Genomic DNA, 23,168 nt, shown 5'->3' with positions numbered 1-23,168 from the left:
AGTGGTTAAGAAAGAGAGCTAGTGATGGTTAGCAGTCTTAAGTCCGAGCGACGACTCTATGGCATAGTCGGACCTCACGGTGCATTCATGACGACCAAAGCCTTTGAGACGCAAGAAGAGGCAATGAAGCACATCAAGGAGAACTACGCACCAGGCGAAGACCTCGCAAAGTTCGCCATAATCCACGTAAACGTTATTATCGAAGACGCAAATGACTCCTGAACAGCAATCCGCGGCGGCAGCCGAGATCTGCGCGGCGGCACCCGTCATCCCGGTGCTCGTCGTGGAAAGTGCTGCCCATGCCGCGCCGCTCGCGCGCGCTCTCGTGGCCGGTGGCGCGCCCGCGCTCGAGGTGACGCTGCGCACCGAGGCCGCGCTCGATGTCATCCGCGAGATGGCGGGCGTCGAGGGCGGGCTCGTGGGCGCGGGTACACTTCTCAGCGGGCGCGACGTGGAGCAGGCCAAGGGCGCGGGCGCCACGTTCGGCGTCTCCCCGGGCTCCACGGCGGATGTCATCGATGCCTGCATCGCCAATGACCTGCCCCTCCTGCCCGGCGCGGCCACGGCGACCGAGGTCATGGAACTCCTCGCGCAGGGCTACACCATCCAGAAGTTCTTTCCCGCGGAGGCCGCGGGCGGTGCGGCGCTCCTCAAGAGCCTCGCCTCTCCCCTGCCGCAGGTGCGCTTCTGCCCCACCGGCGGGGTGAGCCCGGCGAATGCGCCCGACTACCTCGCGGTCCCCAACGTGGTCTGCGTTGGTGGCTCCTGGCTCGCGCCGAAGGACGCGGTGGAGGCCGGCGACTGGACGCGCATCGAGGGCCTCGCGCGCGAAGCGGCGGGCTTAGCTTAGGCGCGCCTTCCGTCCGCCCCGGCGGCCCGTTACGGGCGGCGCCTCGAGCGCGGCGCGCAGCGTTTCCGTCATCGGGTGGCCCGGCGCGTCCGCCGCGTAGGTCTCGATGAGAAACCGCACCTGCGCCAGCGTGTCCGCGCTTTCGGGGACGCTGATCGCCCAATCGAGAAAGATCGAGCGGCACTCGCCGCCGGTGATCCCGTCGATCCGGTAACTTTCGCGGATGAGCCCCTTGGGGTCGGCCTCGGCCAGGTCCATATGCGTCTCCCTTTCGCCGCTCAGCTAGGCGCGGCCTCCGCGCCGGCAAGCGCGGCTTCGATCCGTGCGACGGTCGTCGCCGCACCGTCCTCCAGCGCGGCCACCAGCGCCGCCTCGCTCTCCTGCCCCGTGATGCGCAGGATGAACGCCATCGCCGCCTGTCCCACGCCTTGACCATGGGCCTCCGAGAGACCGATGAGGGCGGCCCCGGCCCGCACCTGCCAGAGCTGGCGGCCATGGGCGAGAAGGTCCGCCGCATCCGCGACATCCGAGAGCTGGCCTGCGACGTCTCGCGCATCGCGCCCGCTGAGAAGCGCCTGGGATTGCGCGAAAAGCTCGAGATCCTGGAGCCGTCCGGGCCCATCCTTGGCGGTGAGCCCCCCGGCGCCGGGCCGCGCCGCGAAGATGCGCGCGCGCATGTCGGCCACGTCGGTCTTGATCTTTGCGATCTCGCTTGCGTCCCGGGGTCGCGCGAGAAGCGCGCAGCGGAAGGCCTCGATCCGCGCCCCGAGCGGCACGCTACCGGCCACGGCCCGCGCCCGCGTGAGCGCGAGGTGCTCCCAAGTCCAGGCCTCGCTCTGCTGGTAGCTTTCCCAGGAGGCCACGGAGACGGCCACCGGCCCGTTCCGCCCCGAAGGCCTCAGCCGCATGTCCACCTCGTAGAGCCGCCCCTGGGCCATGGGCGCGCTCAGCGCGGTGATGAGCGCCTGGGTGAGCCGGGCGAAGTAACTGCGCACGGGCAGCGGCCGCGGCCCCTCGGAGGCCTCCGCCGCCCCGGCATCGTAGATCAGGATGAGATCGAGATCGGAGGCGGCGTGGAGCCGGCCTGCGCCGAGCGAGCCCATGGCCACCACCGCCGCGCCCTGCCCGGGCTCCGGCCCGTGCTTGCGCGCGAACTCGCCCGTCACCACAGGCCATAGCCCCGCCAGCACCGCCTCCGCGAGATCGGCGTACTGCCGCCCGGCCTCCTCGGCATCCACGAGGCCCCGCAGGTGATGCACGCCGACGCGAAAGCGCATCTCCTTGGCCCACGCCCGGGCCGCATCGAGCCGCGCCTCGTAGTCGCCCTCCCGCGCGAGCCGGTGATTGAGCGCGGCCACGAGCTCCGCCGCGCCGGGCCAAGGCTCGAAGAACGCGCCGCCGATGACCGCATCGAAGACGCCCGCATTGCGACCGAGGTACTCCGCGAGGCGCGGGGCGGTGGTGACGATGTCGGTCAGGAGGTCGACGAGCTGCGGATTGGCCTCGAAGAGCGAAAAGACCTGAACGCCCGCGGGCAGACCGGCCAGAAAGGCATCGAAGTGCCCCAGCGCGCGCTCGGGCTCCCGCGCGTCGCCCAGACGGTGCAGGATGCGCGGCTTCAGCCGCTCGAAGAGCCGCGCCGCCCGGGGCGAGCGCAGCGCGGGATAGCTCAGCCAGCGCCGGGTGATCTCGGTGCCGAAGTCGGGCGTCTCCGCGCCCTCCTCCCGCGTCACGGGGCGCGGCGCGAAGAAGGGCTCGCAGAGCGCGTGCACCGCCTCGAGATCGTCCCTGAGCCGCGCCTCGAGCGCTGCGCGCGTGGTGCCCATGAAGGCCGCAAGCCGGTCAAAGCCCTCCGCGCTCTGGGGCAGCACGTGGGTCTGGGCATCGCGCAGCATCTGCAGCCGGTGCTCCACCTCGCGGTGGCGCGTGTAGGCGGCAGCGAGCGTGCCGGAGACATCGCTCTCCACCCAACCCGCCTCCGCGAGCGCGGCCAGCGCGGCCAGCGTCCCCCGGTGCCGAAGCCGCCCGTCGCGACCGCCTGAGATGAGCTGCCGGGTTTGGGCGAAGAACTCGATCTCCCGGATGCCGCCGCGCCCGAGCTTCATGTCGTGCCCCGGCAGCGTGATCGGGCCCGCGAGCCCGTGATGGGCGCGGATCTTGCGCAGGATGTCATGGGCATCCTCGATGGCCGCGAAATCCAGATGCCGCCGCCAGACGAAAGGGCGCAGCGCCTCGAGAAACCGCGCGCCCGCCGGGATGTCGCCCGCCGCGGCGCGCGCCTTGATGAAGGCCGCGCGCTCCCACGTTCGCCCGAGGCCCTCGTAATAGGTCTCGGCAAAGCGCGTGGTGACGACGACGGGCGTCACCGAGGCATCGGGCCTCAGGCGCAGATCGGTGCGGAAGACATAGCCCGCTTCGGTCACCTCCGAGAGCCGGCGCATGGCCGCGCGGACCGCGCGAATGAGAAGGCTGCGCCGCGTGCCCGCTTCGGCGGCGTCGAGGCCGTGATCGTCCATCATGCAGATGAGATCGATGTCGGAGGAGTAGTTGAGCTCGTGGGCGCCCATCTTGCCCATGGCCAGCACGAAGAGGCCGGTCTCCCCGGAAAGCTTGCCGCGCGCCTGAAGCGGCGCGAGTTCGGCGTCGATGGCGCGCGCCACGGCGCGATCGGCGAAATCGGTGAGCGCGGCGGTCACCTGTGCCAGGTCCCACGCCCCGCCCAGATCGAGGAGCGCCACAAGCGCGGCCATGCGCTGCTTGTCCCGGCGCATGGCCCCGGGGGCCGCATCGCCGAGCAGCGCGTCGAGCGCGGCCTCGGGCGCGGCCATGGCCGCGGTGATCCAGTCCGCCTCCGCCCTCAGGATGCCGTGGAGATACGGGCTGCAGCCCGCCGCGCCACCGGCCAGGTCGCGCAACGGGCCCGCATCGTAGAGCCGAGCCACCTCAGCGGCGCGGTCGGGCTCGAAAGGCGCGGGCCAGCAGGTGATGGCAGGGGGCGTCATGGCGCCATAGACGCGCGCGGGGCTGGCGAGGTCAATGCGCGGCCGCTAGGCTCGCGCGGCGGAGGAGAGAGATGTCAAAGAGCCTGAAGCGCGTGGCGCGCGCCCTCGAGGAGATCGGCCTCGACACCGAGATCGTAGAGGTGGGCGCGGCGCGCACCGCTGCCGAGGCCGCCGCCTCGCTCGGATGTCTGGTGGATCAGATCGCCAATTCCATCATCCTGCTCGGGCGCGAGACGGGGCAGGTAAAGCTCTTCCTGACCTCAGGGGCCAACCGGGTGGACGTGGCGCGCGCAGCGCAGGCGGCGGGCGAGCCCCTTGGCAAGGCCGATGCCGCGGTGATCCGCGCGCAGACGGGTTTTGCGATCGGGGGCGTCTCCCCCTTGGGACACACGACGCCCCTGCCCGCCTGGATCGACCCGCACCTCCTCGGATTCGAGCGGATCTACGCTGCAGCGGGCACGCCACGGCATCTTTTCGGCCTCACTCCGCACCAGCTCGTCCAGATAACGGGCGGGCAAGTTGTTGATGTCACTGAGACTTCCGGATCAATGTAAAAAAGTTTCACATTATCTCTTGTCCCGGCCCGAGGGAGCTCACATATTCGGGATGTGAAAGCAATTCACATTATTTCAACCGCCCCACAGGAGATCACGATGTCCACCCTCGCCCCCGCCGCTCATGACGAGGCGTTTCGCCGCTCGAATTGGTTTTCCCGCGCAGAGGCTTGGCTCGATGCACGGGGTCGCGGCGCATGGATTGCTGCCATGGTGCTCGGCTTCATCCTCTTCTGGCCCGTGGGCCTTGCCCTGGTGATCTACATGACCATGACCAACAAATGGGCCCGCTCGCCGTGGTCCTGCGGCCGCCGCGCCGCGTCCATGTCCTCGGCCGCGTCGGCCATGAAATCGTCCGGCAACGCCGCGTTCGATGCCTACAAGGCCGACACGCTGCGCCGGCTGGAAGAGGAGCAGGAAAGCTTCGAAGCCTTCCTCGAGCGCCTGCGCGCCGCCAAGGACAAGGCCGAGTTCGACCAATTCATGGACGAGCGTACCAAGAAGGCCGATGAGGGCACCGATGGCACCGACACCGGTGACAAGGGCCCCGAGACCCAGCACTGAGCCTACCCTTGGGGGCCGCCTGAGCGGCCCCCCAAAGCACTCCGGAACACCTCGCCGCAGCCCGACCCTGCACCCTTTCCCTGCACCCTTTGCGCATGAAAGTGACGCCGATAATGACTGCCACCCTTCAGCACGATAGCCTTTCCCCATCCGCATCCATTTCAGATCACGGCCCCATGACAAAAGCTCCGCCCCGCGCCCATAACTTCTCCATCCTGCTCTTCGGCATCTTCGCCCTGCCCGTGTCCATCGTGGCCATCGTCAATTCCACGTTCCTCGGGATGGTGCTCACCGCCTTTCTCGGGATCGTCTGGCTCCGCCTCTCCGGCATCCAGACCGGCACTCCGGTGGACGAGGCGCTCGACAAGCTCGGCCCCCGCGCCGAGGCGCGCAAGGAAGTCCATTCGAGCGGCAATGCCAGCTTCGACGCCTACCGCCGCGAGCTCCTCGAGCGGCTCGAGCAGGAGCAGGTGGCCTTCGACGGCTTCCTCGAGCGGCTTCGCGCGGCCAAGGACAAGACGGAATTCGATGATTTCATGGATGCCCGCGCCAAGATCGCGAGCGACGCCAGCGACTGATCATCCCCCCGCATAAACACAGCCCCAAGGCCCGGCACATGTCTGGCCCGGGGCCACGCAAGACAGAGTCCCGAGAGACCCATGACCGTTCCCTATGCCAACCTCCCCGATCCCGACCGGCAGGCCGGATTCTACGCCGGGGTCCCGTTCAAGCGCCTCGTGGCCTTCATCGTGGACCTTCTCGTGATCCTCATCGCCGCAGTGTTGGTCTCGCTCTTGAGCCTCGGGCTCTTCTTCTTCGTCTTCCTCTTCGTGGTGACGGTCGTAGGCTTTCTCTACCGCGTGACCACGTTGGCCAATCGCTCCGCCACCTGGGGCATGCGCCTCACGGGCATCGAGCTCCGCCGCCACGATGGTGAGGCCTTTTCCTTCGGGGACGCGGTGCTCCACACGGCAGGGTTCTATGTCTCCGTGGCGCTCGCACCGGTGCAGTTTCTGTCGATCATCCTCATGCTCACGACCCCCCGCGGGCAGAGCCTGACGGACTTCTTCTTCGGGACCGTCGCGCTCAACAGGATGGCCCGCGCCTGAGCGGCGATATGCAGGCAGTCACCTCGATTTGATCTTTCCCCTTGCAGAGTGAGCGCGCGTTGCTAGGCTTCTGAGGTGATCCACACTCGGAGCCACGATGCGCCACTCCGTCCCCCTCGCGCCACAATTCTATGTGACGGCGCCGCAGCCATGCCCCTATCTCGAGGGGCGCATGGAGCGGAAGCTGTTCACGGCGTTGCAGGGCGACACCGCGGAGATGCTCAACGACAGCCTGTCAAAGCAGGGCTTCCGCCGCTCTCAGAACGTGCTCTACAGGCCGTCCTGCGCGGATTGCTCTGCCTGCCTCTCGGCCCGGATCAACATCGCCAATTTCGCACCGTCGCGCTCCCAGAAGCGGGTGCTCAAGCGCAATGGCGATCTCGTCCGGCAGGCCACCGCGCCGTGGGCCACGGAGGATCAGTTTGACCTCTTTCGCCGTTATCTCGACACGCGCCATGCCGAGGGCGGCATGGCCGACATGGACATTTTCGAGTTCGCCGCGATGATTGAGGAGACCCCGATCCGCACCCGCCTCGTGGAATACCACCGGCCGGATAACGGCGGGCGGGACACGCTGACGGCGGTCTGCCTGACCGACGTCCTCGATGACGGTGTCTCCATGGTCTACTCGTTCTACGAGCCTGGGCTGGAGCGGCGCTCGCTCGGCACGCACATCATCCTCGATCACGTGAAGATCGCGCGCGAGGCCGGCCTGCCCTACGTCTACCTGGGCTACTGGGTCCCCGGCTCGGACAAGATGGGATACAAGGCGCGCTTCCAGGGCGTGGAGATCTACCGGCAAGGGCAGTGGACCCCGCTCACGGATCCCGACGATTACGCCACCGACGTGGACCCCCTCGCCGTGGAGCCCATCGCAGAGCAGGTCGCGCAGATCAGCCTGCCTGACGTGCGCCCGGCCCGCGGGAAGTCTTGAGCACCCGCCTCCACGCCGTCACCCTCGTTGTTCCCGATTACGACGCAGGCCTCGCCTTCTACGCGGGCGTGATGGAGTTCACCGTCACGGCCGATATCGACCTCGGCGGCGGCAAGCGCTGGGTGCTCGTGGCCCCGCCAGGCGGCGGCGCGCAGCTCCTCCTCGCGCGGGCCGCCGACAGTGGCCAGGCCGAGAGCATCGGGCGACAGGCCGGGGGCCGCGTGGCATTCTTCCTCCAGACCGACGATTTCGAGGCGGAGTATTCCCGCATGAAGGCGCGAGGCGTCACCTTCGAGGAAACGCCGCGCCGCGAGAGCTATGGCATGGTCGTGGTCTGGCGGGACCCGTTCGGAAACCGCTGGGACCTGCTCGAACGCGCGGACGCGGCGGGGGGCTGAAGGCGCCCCCCCGCTCCCTCGGGAGCTCAGTCCACTTAGTTCCCGATGAGGTCCGGGACGATCGTCACGATGCCCGGGAACGTCGCCAGCAGCGCGAGACCGAAGACCTGGATCAGCACGAAGGGGATGATGCCTCGGTAGATATGTCCCGTCGTCACCTCCCGCGGCGCCACGCCGCGCAGGTAGAAGAGCGCGAAGCCGAAAGGCGGCGTCAGGAACGAGGTCTGCAGGTTGATCGCGATCATGATCGTCACCCATTTGGGATCGAGCGACCCGCCATAGATGACCGGGCCCACGATGGGCACCACGATGTAGATGATCTCGAGGAAGTCGAGCACGAAGCCCAGGATGAACATGATGATCATCACGATCAGGAAGACCCGCCATTCCTCGTCGAAGCTGCGCAGGTACTGCTGGATGTAGTGCTCCCCGCCGAAGGAGATGACCACGAGGTTGAGAAGCTGGGAGGCGATGAGGATGGTGAAGACCATCGAGGTCACTTTCGCCGTCTCGCGCACGACCGGGCTCAGCACCCCTCCCGAGAAGAGCACCCAGCAGGCGAAGAGCAGGCCGAACATCGCGTAGAGATAGGCCGCCATGGCCGCGACATAGGCGATGCGGTTCTCCACGAGCACCATCTCCTGCCCCAGGCGGAGATCGAAGTTCACCCCGAGAAGCAGCATGATCACGAGGGCGAAGGACGCCCCGAGGATGACCCGCGGGCTCCGGTTCTGATCGCCGAGCTTGCGGTAGGCGGCGAGCATGATCGCCCCCGCCGCGCCGAGGGCGGCCGCCGGTGTCGGGTTGGTGATGCCGCCGAGGATGGAGCCCAGAACGGCCACGATTAGCACGAGGGGCGGGAAGACCACGCGGATGAGCTCGTTGGCGGCCAGGCGTTTCACCGCCTCGGTGCAGCCGTAGAGCGTCAGCAGAAGCGGGATCGCGAGAAGCACGAGCCGCGGCCCCGCCGTCATGTCCGGCGGCAGGAGGACGGCATCCACGAGGATGGCCAGCGCCACGCCCGCAAATCCGATGGCGAGGGGCCGGAAATCCTGGCTGGGCGCCACGCCCCGCGCCGTGGTGAGCACGAGCGCCAAAAGGATGAACCCCGTCGCAAGCCCGCCGCCGATAGGCGCGGCGGCTGCGATGCGGTCGGTGATGGCCGCGGCGAGCTCCTCCTCGGAAAGCGCGCGGCTGTCCTGGATCCCGCCGGCCTCGTCGATGGCGGCCTGTTCGGCCAGGGCCGTGTTCCAGGCCTCTTCGCCGTGCAGCTCGATCATCGCCGCCGCGCAGGGCTCGGAGACGTTGGTGCGGAGCGACGCGCCCTCCTGCAGCGCGGTGCGCGAGGAGACGGAGATGTCCTGGCTGCCGATCACGCCCACCTGGCCGAGGAGGATCGCCCCGCCGATGAGCGCGACGGGGGCCGCCACGAACCAGCTCAGCGCCTCGTTCCGCGTCACGACCTCGCCGCCGCCATCGCCCAGCTCCACGGCGGGCGCCTTCGACGGGTTGAAGAGCGCGAAGATGAAGGCGTAGGCCGCGTAGAGCCCCGCGAGGAGGATGCCCGGCAAGAGCGCGGCCTGGAAGAGCGTGCCCACCGAGACCACCGCGGGCTCGCCCAGATAGGTCAGCGCGTCGGTGCAGCCCACCGACTGCGCACGCTCTTCCTGCGCGCGGCTGTAGAGATCGCCCGCGAGCGTGCCCAATAGCACGATCACGATGGAGGGCGGGATGATCTGGCCCAGCGTGCCCGAGGCCGCGATGACGCCGGTGGAAAGCTCCGGCGAGTAATTGTTGCGCAGCATGGTGGGTAGCGACAGGAGCCCCATCGTGACCACAGTGGCGCCCACGATGCCCGTGGAGGCGGCGAGAAACGCGCCCACGACGACGACGGAAACGGCGAGGCCGCCCGGCAGAGGGCCAAAGACCTTGGCCATGGTCGTCAGCAGGTCATTGGCGATCTTCGAGCGCTCGAGCGTGATGCCCATGAGCACGAACATGAGGACGGCCAGCAGCGTCTCGATGGACTGGCCCGCGAGCACGCGCTCGTTGATGCGGTTGACGAGGAAGGAGATGTTGCGGTCCATCGCCTGTTCCCAGCCGCTAGGGAACACGGGTTCCTCGATTCTCGGTAATTCCGGGTATCGGAAGATCGATATGCTCTCCCGGGCGACACCGTCATTGACGAGCGCGAAATACTCCGCCGTCGTCGTGTCGATGGCCGCGTGGATGAGCAGCCCCGCGCTGTCGAGCCCCGCGATGATCCCGAAGGACAAGACCGCCGAGCCCGCGATGGCAAAGGCCACCGGGAACCCCGACAGGATCGAGCCGAACAGGCACAGGAATACGATGAGAAGGCCGACCTCGACGCCGTCTAGTCCAAACATGACCCCTGCCCTTTTTTAGTGAATTTCTGCGGCAAGCTCAGCCTCTTCGTCGCCGAGCTTGTCCTTGTCGAGAAAGCGGCCCTCGCTTTCTGGGCCTTCCTTCCACTCGAGATAGGACCGGTAAAAGAAGGTCACCGCCTGCAAGAAGATGAGCCCGATGAGCACGATCAGGAGGACCTTGAAGAGAAAGTAGGCATTGAAGCCCTGGGGGCTGAAGCCGATCGTTTCCACGTTCCAGCGGAACGCGCGGGATTTGCCGTCCACGAGGCGCTCCAGGGTGTCGGAGGCCGAAACCTTGGGCGTCACGAGGTGGCGCCACATGAAGTACCAGGAATACATCCACGCCAGCACCGCGAAGGGGATCATCAGGAAGAGCGAGCCCACCATGTCGATCACCCGCTTGGTGCGATAGCTCACCGCCGAGTAGATCAGGTCCACCCGCACGTGGCCGCCCTGCACGAAGGTGTAGGTGCAGCAGAGGCAGACGATGATGGCGTTATAAAGCTTCAGCTCCTCGGCATACCAGGAGATGTCCTTTGTGAAGTCGATCCCGAAGGCAAAGGAGATCTGCGCCTCGAGGAAGATCCGCTGGATGACGACGATGACGACCTGCTGGAGCACCATCAGGAGCCCTGCCCAGGCGGCGAAGCGGCCCACGGTGTTGGCGATGGCCTCGGAGCCCCGCACGAAGCCCCACATGAACCCGGTCTTCCAGAAGCCCACGGCGGTCACGGTCAGGAAGATGGCGAGAATGGCGAAGAAGAACTCCACCGAGCCGCCGTAATAGATGAACCGCATGACCGCCTGCGGATCCGACCAGTTGAGCCAGGATGCGGGATGGGTCAGCGCGTAAAAGGTGTTGTAGAACCCAAGGGCCAGGTTCGTGAAGAACCAGCTGAGAGCCTCCATGGGCAGTTCCCCCTGTCATTTTATTGCCGACCCTCCCGGGGTCGGAAGACTTTTGGGAAAAGTCTTCGCCAGCGCGGCGGTGGCCCTGCGGGCAAAGACTTTTGCGAAAAGTCTTGGGCGCCAGGGCCCGGCGATCGGGCCCTGGCTGTGAGAGAGGCGCTTAGCCCGCCGCGAGCACGCGGTTGCGCTGGCGCACGAACTCGGCGTCGGACTTCTGAAGCCAGTCCGAGGACTTCGCGAGCGACGCGTCGAAGGAGGCACGGATGCGCGCGAAGAGCTCGTCACCCATGTTCTCGTCGAGCACCTCGGCGGAGGCGCGGCCATAGGCATCCCAGACGTCATCGGGGAATTGCAGCGTCTGCACACCCTGGGCCTGGAGACGCTCGAGAGCGGCGCCGTTATTGGCCAGCGTCTGGCTGAGCTGGTAGTGCGTCGTGGCCTTGGCGGCGTTGTCGAGGATGGCCTGGTGCTTCGGCTCGAGGCTTTCCCAGACGTCGAGGTTGATGCCCGCCGCGAGGCCCGAGCCCGGCTCGTGGAAGCCCGCGGTGTAGTAGACCTTCGCCACTTCCTGGAAGCCCGCGCGCTCGTCCGCGAAGGGACCGACCCACTCGAGACCGTCGAGAGCACCGGAGCTGAGCGCCTGGTAGAGTTCGCCGCCCGGAATGTTCTGGACGGACACCCCGAGACGACCGAGCACCTGGCCACCGAGGCCCGGCATGCGGAAGCGCAGGCCAGCGAGGTCGTCGGCGGAGTTGATCTCGTTGCGGAACCAGCCACCGGACTGGGAGCCCGAGTTACCGGCGAGAAGCGACTTCAGGCCGAAGATGGAGCCGAGCTCGTCATGGAGCTCCTGGCCGCCATCGTGGTGGTACCAGTTCGTCAGCTCCTGCGCCGTGGCGCCGAAGGGCACGGCCGTGAAGAACGCGTAGCCCGGGTGCTGACCGATGAAGTAGTAGTCAGCAGAGTGGTAGAGGTCCGCCTGGCCCGACGACACGGCGTCAAAGACCTCGAACGCGCCCACAAGCTCGCCCGGTGCCTTCTTCTCGATGAGCAGTTCCCCACCCGACATCGCGTCGACTGCCTCGTTGAAGTAGGTGGCCGCGTCATCGAGCACCGCGAAGCCGCGGGGCCAGGACGTGACCATGGTGAGCGTGCGCGCATGGCCCGCGGCGATGGCCGGGGCTGCGAGGGCGGCGGTGGCGCCGCCAAGCGCGGACGTTTTAAGGAATGAACGACGATCCATAGATTTCCTCCCGTTAAGCTGCGCGCGGGCAATACCCGACTCACGCGCAGCCTGATCGTTGCAAGTGGCGCGGACCCTAGCGAAGCGCGCGCGGGCCACAATACCCAGCACTACGTAGTCAGGGGCCGCCCGCCCATCGGGCCGCGCTTTGGAGATGCCGACAATGGCGTGTACACTGGCGAAAAACGGGAGGATGGCCATGACGTCGCAAAGCGCTCTGCTGGCCCGGTACGGCGATCTGATGCTGGCCCATGCCGGCATCGAAACCGACCTGATTTTCAACAAAGGCGTCGATCTGCCGGGCTTCGCCTCCTTTCCCCTCATGGAGACGGCGGAGGGCCGCGCCTTGCTCGAGACGTCCATGGCCGAGCTCCTCGACGTCGGGGCGCGGGCGGGGACGGGCGTCATTCTCGAAAGCCCGACATGGATGGCCAATCGCGATCGCGCGGCGGGCATCGGCTACGCGCCGGCCGACGTGCTGCGCATCAATCGCGATGCGCTGGCCATGATGGCGGGTTTGAGGGACCGCGCGCCGCGCGTGTCCGGCAAGACTGGCGGGCCCATCATCCTCAGCGGCAATATCGGTCCGCGCGACGATGCCTATGCGCCGGCCGACCAGATGTCGGCAGAGACGGCGGAGGCCTACCACGCGGAGCAGATTGCGGCCCTCGCCCAGACGGAGGTCGATGTGATCAGCGCCTACACGCTGGCCTATCCTGCGGAGGCCATCGGCATCGTGCGCGCGGCCCGGGCCGTGGGCCTGCCGGTCGTCATCTCCTTCACGGTGGAAACCGACGGCACGCTACCCACCGGCCAGCCCCTCGGCGCGGCCATCGCGGAGGTGGACGCGGCCACAGCGGGCCAAGCCGCCTACTTCATGATCAACTGTGCCCATCCCGATCACTTCGGCGACACGCTCGAGCCTGCCCCCTGGATGGACCGGCTCCGCGGCCTCATCGTCAACGCCTCCCGCTGCTCCCATGCCGAGCTCGACGAGGCAGAGCACCTCGATGACGGGGACCCGGTCGAACTCGGCCAGCAGATGGCCGCGCTTCGGCAGCGATTTCCGCATCTTACGGTCCTCGGCGGATGTTGCGGGACAGATATGCGTCACATGGCCGAGATCGCACAGGCGGCGCGCGCGCTGCCCGTTGCCTGACCCGGCCGGATCGGGCAAGAACGCACCCCATGGGGAGGGCATTCGCGCCGTTACATCTATCCTACGCCCAGAAGCTCGTCTTTCTGGCGGCGGTGCCGCTCGTCCTCGCGGTGGCTCTCACCGGGCTCATCGTCACCGATCAGTCCCGCGCTCTAGCCGAGCGCGAGATCAAGGCGCTGGAGACCGAGCTCCTCGAGGCCAAGAAGGCCGAGCTCCAGAATTACGTCACCCTCGCACGGAACTCGTTCTTCTGGACCTACGGCAATGCCGCCCCCGATGACGAGGACGCCAAGGACCGCGTGAGCCAGATCCTCTCGGCCATGATCTACGGCGATGATGGGTTCTACTTCGTGTACGACTATGACGGGACGATGCTCGTCTCGCCGCGTCAGACCGAGCTTATCGGGCAGGACCTCTCGGGCCGGACGGACAGCATGGGCACGCCCATCACGGACCTCCTCATAGACGTGGGCCGCACCGGCGCGGGCTATCACACGTTCCTCTGGCCCAAGCCCTCCACCGGCGAGGAAGCCGAGATGATCGCCTATGTCACCGCGCTCCCCTCCTGGCAGTGGGTCATGGGGACGGGCGTCTTCATCGACGACGTGCTCGAAACGGTGGCCGCCGCCCGCGCGGACATGGAAGCGCGCATCGACCGCACGTTCATGCAGATCGGCGCGATCACCGCGCTGGCGCTCCTCCTCGTCTTCCTGAGCGGGCTCTACATCACCATCCGCGAACGCCGCCGGGCGGATGTGAAGCTCAAGGACCTCACGCAGCGCATCTTCGACACGCAGGAAGAAGAGCGCAGCCGCGTGGCCCGCGAGCTCCATGACGGGATCAGCCAGATCCTCGTCTCGGTGCGCTACGCGCTGGAGGCCGGGCGGCGGCGGCTCGTGAACGGCGATGTGCGGGCCAAGGACAATATCGACCGGGGGATCGACGCCCTCGGGGGCGCGATCCAGGAGGTGCGACGCATCAGCCGCGACCTGCGCCCCGGCGTGCTCGACGATCTCGGCCTCGGCCCCGCGCTCAAGGCGCTGGTGGAGGATTTCGGCGCGCGCACGGGCATCGCCACGGATTTCAAAACGGTGGTCTTCCGCAACCGGCTCGACGACGAGGCCAAGATCGCGCTCTACCGCGTGGCCCAGGAGGCGCTCACGAATATCGAGCGCCACGCCCAGGCCACCGAGGTCACGCTCTCGCTCGAGGGCAACCGCCGCGGCGCGCGCATGCGCATCTCCGACAACGGGCGCGGGCTCAGCGAGGACCGCCGCGGCGATCCCCGCTCCGGCCTCGGATTGCGCAACATGGAAGAGCGGGTGGAAAAGCTGAACGGGACGCTCCGCATCCTCTCCTCCCGCCGGGGGACGGTGATCGAGGCCAACGTGCCGCTCTCGCACATGCTCTCGCCGGACCGCAGCGACACGAAGAAAGGCGCCGCATGACGACCCGCGTGCTCATCGTGGACGACCACCCCATGGTGGCCGAGGGGATCGAGGCGATCCTCGAAGGGTATGACGATCTCGAGGTCGTGGGCGTGCTCGGCAATGGCCGCGCGGCAGTGGCGGAGGTCGGCGCCGCGGCGCCCGATGTCATCCTCATGGATCTCAACATGCCCGAGGTTTCGGGGCTCGCGGCCACGGAGATGATCCTCGAGAAGCACCCCGACATCCGCATCCTGATCCTGTCCATGCATGACAGCCCCGAATACATCTCCACCGCCCTCAATCACGGCGCGCGGGGCTATCTCCTCAAGGACGTGCCCACCGAGGAGATCAAGACCGCCATCGACACGGTCATGGCCGGCGGGCAATACCTCTGCACCGGGGCCGAGGGCGCCTTCGCCCCGTCCACGCGGGACGGGCGCGAGCCGCTCACCAGCCGCGAGCAGACCATCCTCCTCGAGCTCGCACAGGGCCAGTCCAACAAGGAAGTGGCGCGCACGCTCGACATCTCCGTGCGCACGGTCGAGACGCACCGCAAGAACATCAAGCGCAAGCTCGGGATCAGCACCACCGCGGGCCTCACCCGCTACGCCATGGAGCACGGCGTGCTGCAGGGCACGGGCCGCTAGGCGCTCAAGCTAATAACTGACGTCTTTTCAGCGTGTTAAAACGCACAGCTCATCGCGGCAGCCGAGGCGAGCTTTGGCAGGCCGAGACCAACGAGGAGGAGTGCGGCAAGGAGCGGCGCGCGGTAGCGGTCGCTATGCTTCATTTTGACGAGACCACGGATCATGGGAACCTCCTTCACCGTGAAGAGAGATTAGCACACCCGCCAAAACTGAACAATATAGTTTAGAAGTATTCGGCGAGATCGCGCGGCGCCCGTGCGGCTCGCTCTCGCGAAGGCATCAAAAGCGCATCGCGCTCGCCACCGGGCGCATGACATCCCCGTTCGAGGCGGCATATTGCCCGTCCGCCCGCCCGGCCACTTCGACGCAGGTGCTCCCCGCGCGCGGGCCCGCATCGAAGCTGTAGCAGAGCTCGGTGCCCGCGCCGCGCCAGATGCCCTCCCAGACCCCTGCCCCGGATTGTGCGGAGGCCGAGCCGTCCGCGTAGAAGACGAGGGTCGTGAGCGCTTCCCCGGCCCGGGCCTCCAGCAGGAGCGCCTTGCCGCGCACCTGGGCCGTGAAATCAAGGACATCGAGCGTTGTGCAACAGGCGGGCATGCCCACCGAGGCAGCGATGGCGGCCGCTGCGACCAAGGTGTTTTGTATCATCACGGCGGGCGCCTCCCGGGCGGCAAACTCAGTCCTGAAATTCGATAAACCGTAGGTAGCGCGCGGCAGGCGCGAAGCACGCAAAATTCCCGTCGCCGGAAAACACGCCAGGGGAGATCTTGAAATAATATTGCGCGGCCTGCTCTTTCCGCGATATTTCCTACAGACGGTGTTGACCCCATCCCCGCGCCATGCATAACGTCCCCGCACTCGGAGGATCGCGATGTTCGACGTCGTCGTACTTGTAGGAATAAGGCGCATGGGCCGGTAACGGTTGACCATAACGATCCCATGCGCCCCCGACTGACCCCCGGGGGCTTTTTTGTGACCGAATGCCAGAGCGGAGAGAGAACATGGCGCAGATGACCGGAGCAAAGATGGTGGTTCAGGCCCTGAAGGATCAGGGTGTGGACGTCGTATTCGGCTACCCCGGCGGGGCCGTGCTTCCGATCTATGACGAAGTCTTCCAGCAGAACGACATTCGCCATGTCCTCGTGCGCCACGAGCAGGGCGCGGTCCATGCCGCCGAAGGCTATGCGCGCTCCACGGGCAAGCCCGGTGTCGTGCTCGTGACGTCCGGCCCCGGCGCCACCAATGCTGTCACGGGCCTGACCGATGCGCTCATGGATTCGATCCCCATCGTCGTGCTGACGGGCCAGGTCCCCACCTTCATGATCGGCTCTGACGCGTTCCAGGAAGCCGACACCGTGGGCATCACGCGCCCCTGCACGAAGCACAACTGGCTCGTGAAAGAGACGGACACGCTCCCCAAGGTCATGCACGAGGCGTTTCACGTGGCCACCTCCGGCCGCCCCGGCCCCGTGCTCATCGACATCCCGAAGGACATCCAGTTCGCCACCGGCACCTACACGCCGCCCCAGAAGGTCCAGTCGCACTACCACCCGCAGGTGAAGGGCGACATCGAGGGGATCACCGATCTCGTGTCGGCCATGGAAAAGGCGGAGCGCCCGATCTTCTATACCGGCGGCGGCGTCATCAATTCGGGCCCCGCGGCGAGCCAGCTCCTGCGCGAGCTGGTGGAGGCGACGGGCTTCCCGGTGACCTCGACACTCATGGGGCTCGGCGCCTATCCCGCCTCGGGCGAGAAATGGCTCGGCATGCTGGGGATGCACGGCCTCTACGAGGCCAACCTCGCGATGCATGACTGCGATCTGATGATCAACATCGGGGCGCGTTTCGACGACCGCATCACCGGCCGCATCGATGCCTTCTCGCCGCGCTCGAAGAAGGCCCATATCGATATCGACCCGTCTTCGATCAACAAGGTCATCAAGGTCGACATCCCGATCCTCGGCGATGTGGGCCATGTCCTCGAGGACGTGCTCAAGGTCTGGAAGAGCCGGGGCCGCAAGACCAACGGCGCGGGCCTCGAGAAGTGGTGGCAGAAGATCGAGAGCTGGCGCGAGGTGCGCTGCCTCGACTACGCGGCCTCCAAGGAGACGATCAAACCGCAATATGCGCTTGAGCGGCTGGAAGCGCTGACGAAACACCGCAAGGACCGCTTCATCTGCACCGAGGTGGGCCAGCACCAGATGTGGGCCGCGCAGTATCTCGGCTTCGAGGAGCCGAACCAGTGGATGACCTCCGGTGGCCTCGGCACGATGGGCTACGGCTTCCCCGCCTCCATCGGCGTCCAGCTCGCGCACCCGGACGCGCTCGTCATCAACGTGGCGGGCGAGGCCTCTTGGCTCATGAACATGCAGGAGATGGGCACGGCGGTGCAGTACCGGCTGCCCGTGAAGCAGTTCATCCTGAACAATGAACGCCTCGGCATGGTGCGCCAGTGGCAGGACCTGCTGCACGGCGGGCGCTTCTCGCATTCATGGTCCGAGGCGCTGCCCGATTTCGTGAAGCTGGCGGAGGCCTTCGGCGCGAAGGGCATCATCTGCTCGGATCCGGCCGACCTTGACGACGCGATCATGGAGATGCTCGCCCATGACGGCCCGGTCATCTTTGACTGCTGCGTGACGAAGCACGAAAACTGCTTCCCGATGATCCCGTCGGGCAAGGCCCACAACGAGATGCTTCTGGGCGAGGCCTCCACCGAGGGCGCGATTGATGCGAAGGGCAGCGTGCTCGTCTAGGGCACCGCTTTCTCGGGGCAACTTTTGACCCCGTGGCAGACAAACGAAAGAAAGACCGATGTCAGCACTCAAGATCAAGAAAGGCGCGACGAGCCACAGCGCCTACAACCTCCGCCCCACGTTTTCGGATGTGGAAGAGCGGCATACGCTGGCCGTCATAGTGGAAAACGAGCCCGGCGTGCTCGCGCGCGTGATCGGGCTCTTCTCGGGGCGCGGCTACAACATCGAAAGCCTTACCGTGGCCGAGGTCGATCACACCGGTCACCGCTCCCGCATCACCATCGTGACGATCGGCACGCCGCAGATCATCACGCAGATCATCGCGCAGCTCGGACGCATCGTGAGCGTTCATGATGTCCATGATCTGACCGTGGAAGGCCCCGCCGTGGAGCGCGAGCTCGCACTCTTCAAGGTCACGGGCCAGGGAGACAAGCGCGTGGAGGCGTTGCGCCTCGCCGATATTTTTCGCGCCTCGGTCGTGGATTCCACGCTCGAAAGCTTCGTCTTCGAGGTCACCGGGGCGCCGGAGAAGATCGACGCCTTCGCCGATCTCATGCGGCCCCTCGGGCTCGACGAGATCGCGCGCACCGGCGTCGCCGCCCTCGCGCGCGGCACCGTCGTCTAGGCGAAAAGCCCCGCTGCCGGACTCCGGGGGCGTGCCCGGCAGCGGGACGCCTGCCCTCAGCCGTCCGTGACGGGAAGAAGCGCAGCTTCCTCCGCCTGCGCCAGCTCGTCCGCATCCACGAGGCCGTCCTCGGTGATGTCGATGAGGATGAACATCTCTTCCGTGAGTTCGGGCATCGCCGTCTGCATCTCCTCGAGGCTCAGGAGCCCGTCGGCGTTCAGATCGGTTTCGGCATCGATCGTCAGCGCCATGGCAGGCATCGAGAGCCCCGCGAACGCGGTGGCGAGGGCAAGTCTGCGAATGAGGTTGGTCATGGGTTTCTCCTTGGTCCTGTCCTCCTTCTCAGAGGAGGTGCGCCGACCCTGATCCGCCGCGCCGCCCGGCGCGAGGGCCGGCGGGCGGTTGGGCCAAAACGCACGCTTGCCTGCTCAAACCCGCCCCGCCCGTGCACGGGAATCCGCCGCCGCAAACGCCCCCACCCCGGCTGGGCGGAGCACTGCCTGCCCCGGCGGGCGCACGGCGCGGATCGCCGCCGGTGGACTGGTCGCTCCGCGACACGGGCAGGTCGTCGGCAAGCGCGCCCGCTGGGCTGGCTAGCGGCTACTCTAGGGCCCAACGAAGGGAGGGAGACACGCCATGGCCAGAGATCTCGACGCCTCCGCGCTCGACGCGGTCCGCCGCCCCATCGCGCAGGCCCACGGGCTGCCCAACGCCCATTACACCGACCCCGCACTCTTCGCAGAGGAGGCGAAGGCCACGCTCCTTTCCACTTGGGCGGGCCTCGCCGTGGCTGCCGACATCCCAGAGCCGGGCGACGCGCGACCCCTCACCTTCCTCGGCATTCCGCTCCTCCTCCTGCGCGACAAGGCGGGGGATGTGCGCGTCTTCCAGAACATCTGCCGCCACCGCGGCATGATCCTCGTCTCCGAGCCAAAGAGGATCACCGGGGCGATCCGGTGCCCCTACCATTCGTGGTGCTACGCGACGACGGGCGATCTCGTGAGCACGCCCCATGTGGGAGGCCCGGGCCGGAACACCCACGAGGGGATCGACCGGGCCACGCTCGGCCTCATTGAAGTGCGCTCCCATGTCTGGCGCGACGTGGTCTTCGTCAACATCTCGGGCGATGCGCCGCCTTTCGCAGAGGTCCATGGCGACCTCATGGCCCGCTGGGTGGAGCACGATCAGCCCCTGCACCACGGCGGCGCGGAGAGCCACTTCACGCTCGAAGTGGCCACGAACTGGAAGCTCGCCGTCGAGAACTACTGCGAAAGCTATCACCTGCCCTGGGTGCATCCCGGGCTCAATGCCTATTCCCGGCTCGAGGATCATTACAACATCGAGGCGCCGGGTCGCTATTCGGGCCAGGGCACCCTCGTCTACCGGCAATTCGAAACCGAGGACGGCCCCGCCTTCCCCGATTTCGCGGGGCTCTCGGAGAAGTGGGACACCGGCGCCGAATACATCGCCGTCTACCCCAACGTGCTCCTCGGCGCGCAGCGCGACCATGCCTTCGCCATCGTGCTCGAACCCGTAGCCCATGACCGCACGCGCGAGCACATCCATCTCTACTACGCCTCCGACGACACCAGCCGCGCCAACCGCGAGACGAACGCGGCCACGTGGAAGGACGTCTTCGAGGAGGACATCTTCGTCGTCGAGGGGATGCAGGCGGGGCGCGCCGCGCCCGATTTCGACGGTGGCCGCTTCTCGCCCGCCATGGATGGGCCCACCCACTGCTTCCACGACTGGGTCGCGGCGCGGATGCAGGCCGCCTCGTGACGTCTGCTGCGCTCGACCAGAGCCACCCGAGCGCGCTGCACACCGCGCTCCTCGCGGCCCATGACGCGGGCGACGGGCCCGGGATGGTGGCGCTCTATACCGAGGCGGCGGACCGGGAACCGGAGATGGACGCGGAGATGTTCTTTCTCACGCAGGCCTACATCTTCGCGCTCGAGGCCGGGGATCCGCGCGCGGCGGGGCTTCGGGCACGGCTGCGGGCGGCGGGACGGATTTAGCGCGCAGGAGCGAGGGGCCAGCCCCTCGCGCTCCCCGAGGTACGGGGCACAAAGAAACGGGTCATGATGAAGCCCGGATTGGCGCTCGAGTGTGGGCCGGGTCAGGCCCGCAGGCGGGCGCCCTCCGGATCGAAGGGCGCGCGCTCGAGGACGCGGGCCCGGTGCGCCCGGCCGAGGATCATGACATCCACCTGCCGGTCCTCGGGGACCGCGCTCAGGTAGGCCAGTGCGAGGGAGGCGCCCACGCCGTGCCCGTAGCCGCCGGAGGTGACGCGCCCGAGCCCCGTCCCGTCGGGGGCGAAAATCGGCTCCCCGCCGGAGGCATCGGCCTCGCGCGCATCGATCTCGAGGATCTGGAGCGTTTCTCGCGGCCGGGCCCCGGCGATGGCCGCGTAGCCGGCCTTGTTGAGGAACTCCTTGTCCATCTTGATGAGCCGCGCGAGGCCCGCTTCCTGGGGCCAGTACTCGGGCGAATACTCTCGCGACCAGGAGCCGTAGCCCTTCTCGAGCCTGAGCGACATGAGCGCGCGGGAGCCCACCGGGCCCGCCCCCACTTCCCTGCCCGCCTCGAGAAGCGCGGCGAGGAGCGCGTCCTGATCGGCCTCGGCGCAGTGCAACTCCCAGCCCAGATCACCGGTGAAGGAGACGCGGAGCGCGGTGAGGCGCACGCCCGCCAGCGTGATCTGCTTTGACCGCATGAAGGGGAAATCCTCGGTCGCGAGGCTCTCATTTGTCAGCCGCTGGAGGAGATCGCGCGCCCGTGGCCCGGCGACGTTGAAGCCGCAGAGCGCCTCGGTGAGGCTCTCGAAGGTGGTATCCTCAGGCAGCGGGACCTCCTTCCAGAAGCGCTGATGATAGCGCTCGGCCATCCCCGAACCGATGACGAGGAAATCCTCCGCGCCGGTGCGCGTGATCGTGAAATCCCCCGCGATCCCGCCGCGCTTGCCGATGAGCGGGGTCAGGCAGGAGCGGCCCACGGCCCGCGGCGCGTAATTGGCGAAGACGGCGTTGAGCCATGCCTCCGCCCCGGGCCCGGCGACTCTGTACTTGGCGAAGTTCGAGATGTCGATGATCCCGGCGGCCTCCCGCAGCATCCGGCATTCGCGGCCCACGGCGGCGAACCACGGCTGGCGGTCGAAGCCCGCGCTGTCGGGCGTGTCGGCATCATAGTAGAGCGGGTGCTCCCAGCCGTAATTGAGCCCGAAGACCGCGCCGAGCGCCTTTTGGCGGGCATGGGCGGGGCGCATCCGCTGTGGGCGGCCGGCCGCGCGTTCCTCGCCCGGGAAGTGGATGGCGAAGCGGTTGGCGTATTGGTCCTTCACGCGGGCCCTGGTGAAATCGGCACCGGCCCAGTCGCCGAAGCGCGCCACGTCCCAACCGAACATGTCCTGGTGGCTTTCGCCCTCCACCATCCACTGCGCGGCGGACAGGCCGATGCCGCCCGATTGCGAGAAGCCGGGGATCATGCCGGTGCAGAGGAAGTAATTCCTGAGATCGGGGTGCGGCCCGTAAAGCGCCGCGCTGTCAGGCGACCAGATCATGGGCCCGTTGATGACCCGCTTGATGCCCGCCTCCCCAACGGCGGGGACACGTTCGATGGCGCGCAGCATGTTCTCCTCGATGCGCTCGAGATCATCGGCGAAGAGCTCGTGCCCGAAGCCCTGGGGCGTGCCCGCCTCGGCCCAGAGGCGCACGTCCTTCTCGTAGGCCCCGACGAGGAGCCCCTGCCCCTCCTGGCGGAGATAGTACTCCCCGTCGCGGTCGGCGACCGACGGCAGGCGGCGATCGAGGGCGGCGATCTCCGGGATCGTCTCGGTCACGAAATACTGATGCTCGGTGGGCAGGAGCGGCAGCGTGATGCCCGCCATCTTCGCCACCTCGCGCCCCCAGAGACCGGCGGCATTGACCACCCACTCGGCTTCGATATCGCCCCGGGGCGTCTCCACGCGCCAGCCCCGCGCGGTGGGCACCGTCGCCGTCACGGGCGTGAAGCGGTGGACCTCCGCGCCCATGGCGCGCGCGCCCGCCGCATAGGCCTGCGTGACGCCGGACGGGTCCACGTTGCCGCCCTCGGGCTCGAACATGATGCAGCGGATGCCCTCGAAATCGACGAGCGGATGCAGCGCCTCCGCCTCCGCCCGGCTCACCTCGTGAAAGGCCATCCCGTAGAGCCGCGCCTTGGCGGCCTGAAGCCTGAGCTGGTGCTCGCGGGCCTCGGTCTGCGCGAGGTAGAGGCTGCCGGGCTGGAACACCCCGCAGCCCTGCCCCGTCTCTTCCTCGAGCTCCTTGTAAAGGCGCATCGTATAGGACTGGAGCCGCGAGATATTGGTGTTGTCGTGGAGCCCGTGGATATTGGCGGCGGCGTGCCATGTGGAGCCGGAGGTCAGCTCATCGCGCTCGAGGAGCATCACGTCCCGCCAGCCGAGCTTTGCCAGATGATAAAGGATCGAGCACCCGATCACTCCGCCGCCGATCACGACCGCCTGGGCATGGGATTTCATCGCTGCCTCCTCCTCGCCGCCCAGCCTAGCGGGACGCAGGCGGGGGCCTGTCCTCAACGCGACATTTTCGGGGGCTGAAATGCCG

General features: G+C 67.4%; 24 protein-coding genes. 15 read left to right on the top strand and 9 right to left on the bottom strand.

Annotated features, from left to right (window positions below; translation table 11 throughout):
• Positions 1-87 precede the first annotated feature (87 nt).
• Entirely contained in the window at positions 88-222 is a 135-nt protein-coding gene (locus AAFM92_04480; protein MEL7299622.1) for a hypothetical protein, read from the top strand.
• Positions 212-850, top strand: a complete 639-nt coding sequence (gene eda, locus AAFM92_04475; protein ID MEL7299621.1) for a bifunctional 4-hydroxy-2-oxoglutarate aldolase/2-dehydro-3-deoxy-phosphogluconate aldolase — start codon at positions 212-214, stop codon at positions 848-850. The genes AAFM92_04480 and eda overlap by 11 nt, the downstream gene beginning before the upstream one ends.
• On the opposite strand, the gene AAFM92_04470 is transcribed toward eda, so the two are convergent.
• A complete protein-coding gene (locus tag AAFM92_04470; protein MEL7299620.1) occupies positions 842-1,108 on the bottom strand; it encodes a hypothetical protein in 267 nt (88 codons plus the stop codon). The two genes, eda and AAFM92_04470, sit on opposite strands and share 9 nt — an antisense overlap.
• Before the next feature lie 20 nt (positions 1,109-1,128).
• Positions 1,129-3,852: a glutamine-synthetase adenylyltransferase gene (locus AAFM92_04465; protein ID MEL7299619.1), complete on the bottom strand. Its 2,724-nt coding sequence runs from the start codon at positions 3,850-3,852 to the stop codon at positions 1,129-1,131.
• 71 nt (positions 3,853-3,923) lie between these two features.
• On the opposite strand from AAFM92_04465, the gene AAFM92_04460 reads away from it, so the two are divergent.
• The 6 genes from AAFM92_04460 to AAFM92_04435 all read left to right on the top strand — a co-directional run bounded on the left by AAFM92_04460 (position 3,924) and on the right by AAFM92_04435 (position 7,411).
• Positions 3,924-4,406, top strand: coding sequence for a YbaK/EbsC family protein (locus AAFM92_04460; protein ID MEL7299618.1), 483 nt, complete (start codon positions 3,924-3,926; stop codon positions 4,404-4,406).
• 99 nt (positions 4,407-4,505) lie between these two features.
• Entirely contained in the window at positions 4,506-4,970 is a 465-nt protein-coding gene (locus AAFM92_04455) for a DUF2852 domain-containing protein (protein ID MEL7299617.1), read from the top strand.
• A gap of 176 nt (positions 4,971-5,146) precedes the next feature.
• Positions 5,147-5,548 (top strand): DUF2852 domain-containing protein, encoded by a 402-nt coding sequence (locus tag AAFM92_04450; GenBank protein MEL7299616.1) that lies wholly within the window; start codon positions 5,147-5,149, stop codon positions 5,546-5,548.
• Between the two features lie 81 nt (positions 5,549-5,629).
• Positions 5,630-6,079, top strand: a complete 450-nt coding sequence (locus tag AAFM92_04445; GenBank protein MEL7299615.1) for an RDD family protein — start codon at positions 5,630-5,632, stop codon at positions 6,077-6,079.
• Positions 6,080-6,176: 97 nt separating this feature from the next.
• Entirely contained in the window at positions 6,177-7,013 is an 837-nt protein-coding gene (locus AAFM92_04440; protein ID MEL7299614.1) for an arginyltransferase, read from the top strand.
• On the top strand, positions 7,010-7,411 hold the full coding sequence (locus AAFM92_04435; protein MEL7299613.1) for a VOC family protein: 402 nt from the start codon (positions 7,010-7,012) through the stop codon (positions 7,409-7,411). Before AAFM92_04440 ends, AAFM92_04435 begins: the two co-directional genes overlap by 4 nt.
• 35 nt (positions 7,412-7,446) lie before the next feature.
• On the opposite strand, the gene AAFM92_04430 is transcribed toward AAFM92_04435, so the two are convergent.
• From AAFM92_04430 to AAFM92_04420, 3 genes are all read right to left on the bottom strand, one after another.
• Positions 7,447-9,798 (bottom strand): TRAP transporter large permease subunit, encoded by a 2,352-nt coding sequence (locus tag AAFM92_04430; GenBank protein MEL7299612.1) that lies wholly within the window; start codon positions 9,796-9,798, stop codon positions 7,447-7,449.
• A 15-nt stretch (positions 9,799-9,813) separates the two neighbouring features.
• Positions 9,814-10,707: a TRAP transporter small permease subunit gene (locus tag AAFM92_04425; GenBank protein MEL7299611.1), complete on the bottom strand. Its 894-nt coding sequence runs from the start codon at positions 10,705-10,707 to the stop codon at positions 9,814-9,816.
• A gap of 160 nt (positions 10,708-10,867) precedes the next feature.
• Entirely contained in the window at positions 10,868-11,950 is a 1,083-nt protein-coding gene (locus AAFM92_04420; GenBank protein MEL7299610.1) for a twin-arginine translocation signal domain-containing protein, read from the bottom strand.
• Positions 11,951-12,149: 199 nt separating this feature from the next.
• On the opposite strand from AAFM92_04420, the gene AAFM92_04415 reads away from it, so the two are divergent.
• The 3 genes from AAFM92_04415 to AAFM92_04405 are packed head-to-tail and all read left to right on the top strand — an operon-like array spanning position 12,150 to position 15,186.
• Positions 12,150-13,109 carry a homocysteine S-methyltransferase family protein gene (locus tag AAFM92_04415; protein MEL7299609.1) on the top strand — a complete coding sequence of 320 codons (960 nt, stop codon included), beginning with the start codon at positions 12,150-12,152 and terminating at the stop codon, positions 13,107-13,109.
• Positions 13,110-13,138: 29 nt separating this feature from the next.
• Positions 13,139-14,557: a cache domain-containing protein gene (locus AAFM92_04410; protein ID MEL7299608.1), complete on the top strand. Its 1,419-nt coding sequence runs from the start codon at positions 13,139-13,141 to the stop codon at positions 14,555-14,557.
• Positions 14,554-15,186 (top strand): response regulator transcription factor, encoded by a 633-nt coding sequence (locus AAFM92_04405; GenBank protein MEL7299607.1) that lies wholly within the window; start codon positions 14,554-14,556, stop codon positions 15,184-15,186. The genes AAFM92_04410 and AAFM92_04405 overlap by 4 nt, the downstream gene beginning before the upstream one ends.
• A 35-nt stretch (positions 15,187-15,221) precedes the next feature.
• On the opposite strand, the gene AAFM92_04400 is transcribed toward AAFM92_04405, so the two are convergent.
• The gene (locus AAFM92_04400; GenBank protein ID MEL7299606.1) at positions 15,222-15,350 is read right to left on the bottom strand and encodes a hypothetical protein; all 129 of its coding nucleotides are present in this window, start codon (positions 15,348-15,350) and stop codon (positions 15,222-15,224) included.
• Positions 15,351-15,465: 115 nt separating this feature from the next.
• On the bottom strand, positions 15,466-15,837 hold the full coding sequence (locus AAFM92_04395; GenBank protein ID MEL7299605.1) for a hypothetical protein: 372 nt from the start codon (positions 15,835-15,837) through the stop codon (positions 15,466-15,468).
• A gap of 359 nt (positions 15,838-16,196) precedes the next feature.
• Here AAFM92_04395 and AAFM92_04390 point away from each other — a divergent pair, with 359 nt between their 5' ends.
• Entirely contained in the window at positions 16,197-17,939 is a 1,743-nt protein-coding gene (locus tag AAFM92_04390) for an acetolactate synthase 3 large subunit (protein MEL7299604.1), read from the top strand.
• A 58-nt stretch (positions 17,940-17,997) separates the two neighbouring features.
• Positions 17,998-18,564 carry an acetolactate synthase small subunit gene (gene ilvN / locus AAFM92_04385; GenBank protein MEL7299603.1) on the top strand — a complete coding sequence of 189 codons (567 nt, stop codon included), beginning with the start codon at positions 17,998-18,000 and terminating at the stop codon, positions 18,562-18,564.
• Positions 18,565-18,620: 56 nt separating this feature from the next.
• Here ilvN and AAFM92_04380 read toward each other — a convergent pair whose 3' ends face one another.
• Positions 18,621-18,878, bottom strand: a complete 258-nt coding sequence (locus tag AAFM92_04380) for a hypothetical protein (protein ID MEL7299602.1) — start codon at positions 18,876-18,878, stop codon at positions 18,621-18,623.
• 322 nt (positions 18,879-19,200) lie between these two features.
• Here AAFM92_04380 and AAFM92_04375 point away from each other — a divergent pair, with 322 nt between their 5' ends.
• Together AAFM92_04375 and AAFM92_04370 are read left to right on the top strand one after the other, a co-directional pair.
• A complete protein-coding gene (locus tag AAFM92_04375; protein ID MEL7299601.1) occupies positions 19,201-20,346 on the top strand; it encodes an aromatic ring-hydroxylating dioxygenase subunit alpha in 1,146 nt (381 codons plus the stop codon).
• Positions 20,343-20,582: a hypothetical protein gene (locus AAFM92_04370; protein ID MEL7299600.1), complete on the top strand. Its 240-nt coding sequence runs from the start codon at positions 20,343-20,345 to the stop codon at positions 20,580-20,582. Before AAFM92_04375 ends, AAFM92_04370 begins: the two co-directional genes overlap by 4 nt.
• Before the next feature lie 101 nt (positions 20,583-20,683).
• Here the strand turns inward: AAFM92_04370 and AAFM92_04365 are convergent, their stop codons facing one another.
• Positions 20,684-23,083, bottom strand: a complete 2,400-nt coding sequence (locus AAFM92_04365; protein MEL7299599.1) for an FAD-dependent oxidoreductase — start codon at positions 23,081-23,083, stop codon at positions 20,684-20,686.
• Positions 23,084-23,168: the final 85 nt, after the last annotated feature.

The organism is Pseudomonadota bacterium, from assembly GCA_038533575.1.
Taxonomy (GTDB): domain Bacteria; phylum Pseudomonadota; class Alphaproteobacteria; order Rhodobacterales; family Rhodobacteraceae; genus Shimia_B.
This window is presented reverse-complemented; position numbering and strand designations above follow the sequence as displayed.

Excerpts from the sequence above, each read along its gene's own strand:
- AAFM92_04455 (MEL7299617.1), top strand. The coding sequence starts at position 4,506 with ATGTCCACCCTCGCCCCCGCCGCTCATGACGAGGCGTTTCGCCGCTCG.
- ilvN (MEL7299603.1), top strand. The coding sequence starts at position 17,998 with ATGTCAGCACTCAAGATCAAGAAAGGCGCGACGAGCCACAGCGCCTAC.
- AAFM92_04415 (MEL7299609.1), top strand. The coding sequence starts at position 12,150 with ATGACGTCGCAAAGCGCTCTGCTGGCCCGGTACGGCGATCTGATGCTG.
- eda (MEL7299621.1), top strand. The coding sequence starts at position 212 with ATGACTCCTGAACAGCAATCCGCGGCGGCAGCCGAGATCTGCGCGGCG.
- AAFM92_04445 (MEL7299615.1), top strand. The coding sequence starts at position 5,630 with ATGACCGTTCCCTATGCCAACCTCCCCGATCCCGACCGGCAGGCCGGA.
- AAFM92_04460 (MEL7299618.1), top strand. The coding sequence starts at position 3,924 with ATGTCAAAGAGCCTGAAGCGCGTGGCGCGCGCCCTCGAGGAGATCGGC.
- AAFM92_04405 (MEL7299607.1), top strand. The coding sequence starts at position 14,554 with ATGACGACCCGCGTGCTCATCGTGGACGACCACCCCATGGTGGCCGAG.
- AAFM92_04375 (MEL7299601.1), top strand. The coding sequence starts at position 19,201 with ATGGCCAGAGATCTCGACGCCTCCGCGCTCGACGCGGTCCGCCGCCCC.
- AAFM92_04420 (MEL7299610.1), bottom strand. The coding sequence starts at position 11,950 with ATGGATCGTCGTTCATTCCTTAAAACGTCCGCGCTTGGCGGCGCCACC.
- AAFM92_04400 (MEL7299606.1), bottom strand. The coding sequence starts at position 15,350 with ATGATCCGTGGTCTCGTCAAAATGAAGCATAGCGACCGCTACCGCGCG.
- AAFM92_04425 (MEL7299611.1), bottom strand. The coding sequence starts at position 10,707 with ATGGAGGCTCTCAGCTGGTTCTTCACGAACCTGGCCCTTGGGTTCTAC.
- AAFM92_04440 (MEL7299614.1), top strand. The coding sequence starts at position 6,177 with ATGCGCCACTCCGTCCCCCTCGCGCCACAATTCTATGTGACGGCGCCG.
- AAFM92_04365 (MEL7299599.1), bottom strand. The coding sequence starts at position 23,083 with ATGAAATCCCATGCCCAGGCGGTCGTGATCGGCGGCGGAGTGATCGGG.
- AAFM92_04390 (MEL7299604.1), top strand. The coding sequence starts at position 16,197 with ATGACCGGAGCAAAGATGGTGGTTCAGGCCCTGAAGGATCAGGGTGTG.
- AAFM92_04470 (MEL7299620.1), bottom strand. The coding sequence starts at position 1,108 with ATGGACCTGGCCGAGGCCGACCCCAAGGGGCTCATCCGCGAAAGTTAC.
- AAFM92_04410 (MEL7299608.1), top strand. The coding sequence starts at position 13,139 with ATGGGGAGGGCATTCGCGCCGTTACATCTATCCTACGCCCAGAAGCTC.
- AAFM92_04380 (MEL7299602.1), bottom strand. The coding sequence starts at position 18,878 with ATGACCAACCTCATTCGCAGACTTGCCCTCGCCACCGCGTTCGCGGGG.
- AAFM92_04465 (MEL7299619.1), bottom strand. The coding sequence starts at position 3,852 with ATGACGCCCCCTGCCATCACCTGCTGGCCCGCGCCTTTCGAGCCCGAC.
- AAFM92_04430 (MEL7299612.1), bottom strand. The coding sequence starts at position 9,798 with ATGTTTGGACTAGACGGCGTCGAGGTCGGCCTTCTCATCGTATTCCTG.
- AAFM92_04450 (MEL7299616.1), top strand. The coding sequence starts at position 5,147 with ATGACAAAAGCTCCGCCCCGCGCCCATAACTTCTCCATCCTGCTCTTC.
- AAFM92_04480 (MEL7299622.1), top strand. The coding sequence starts at position 88 with ATGACGACCAAAGCCTTTGAGACGCAAGAAGAGGCAATGAAGCACATC.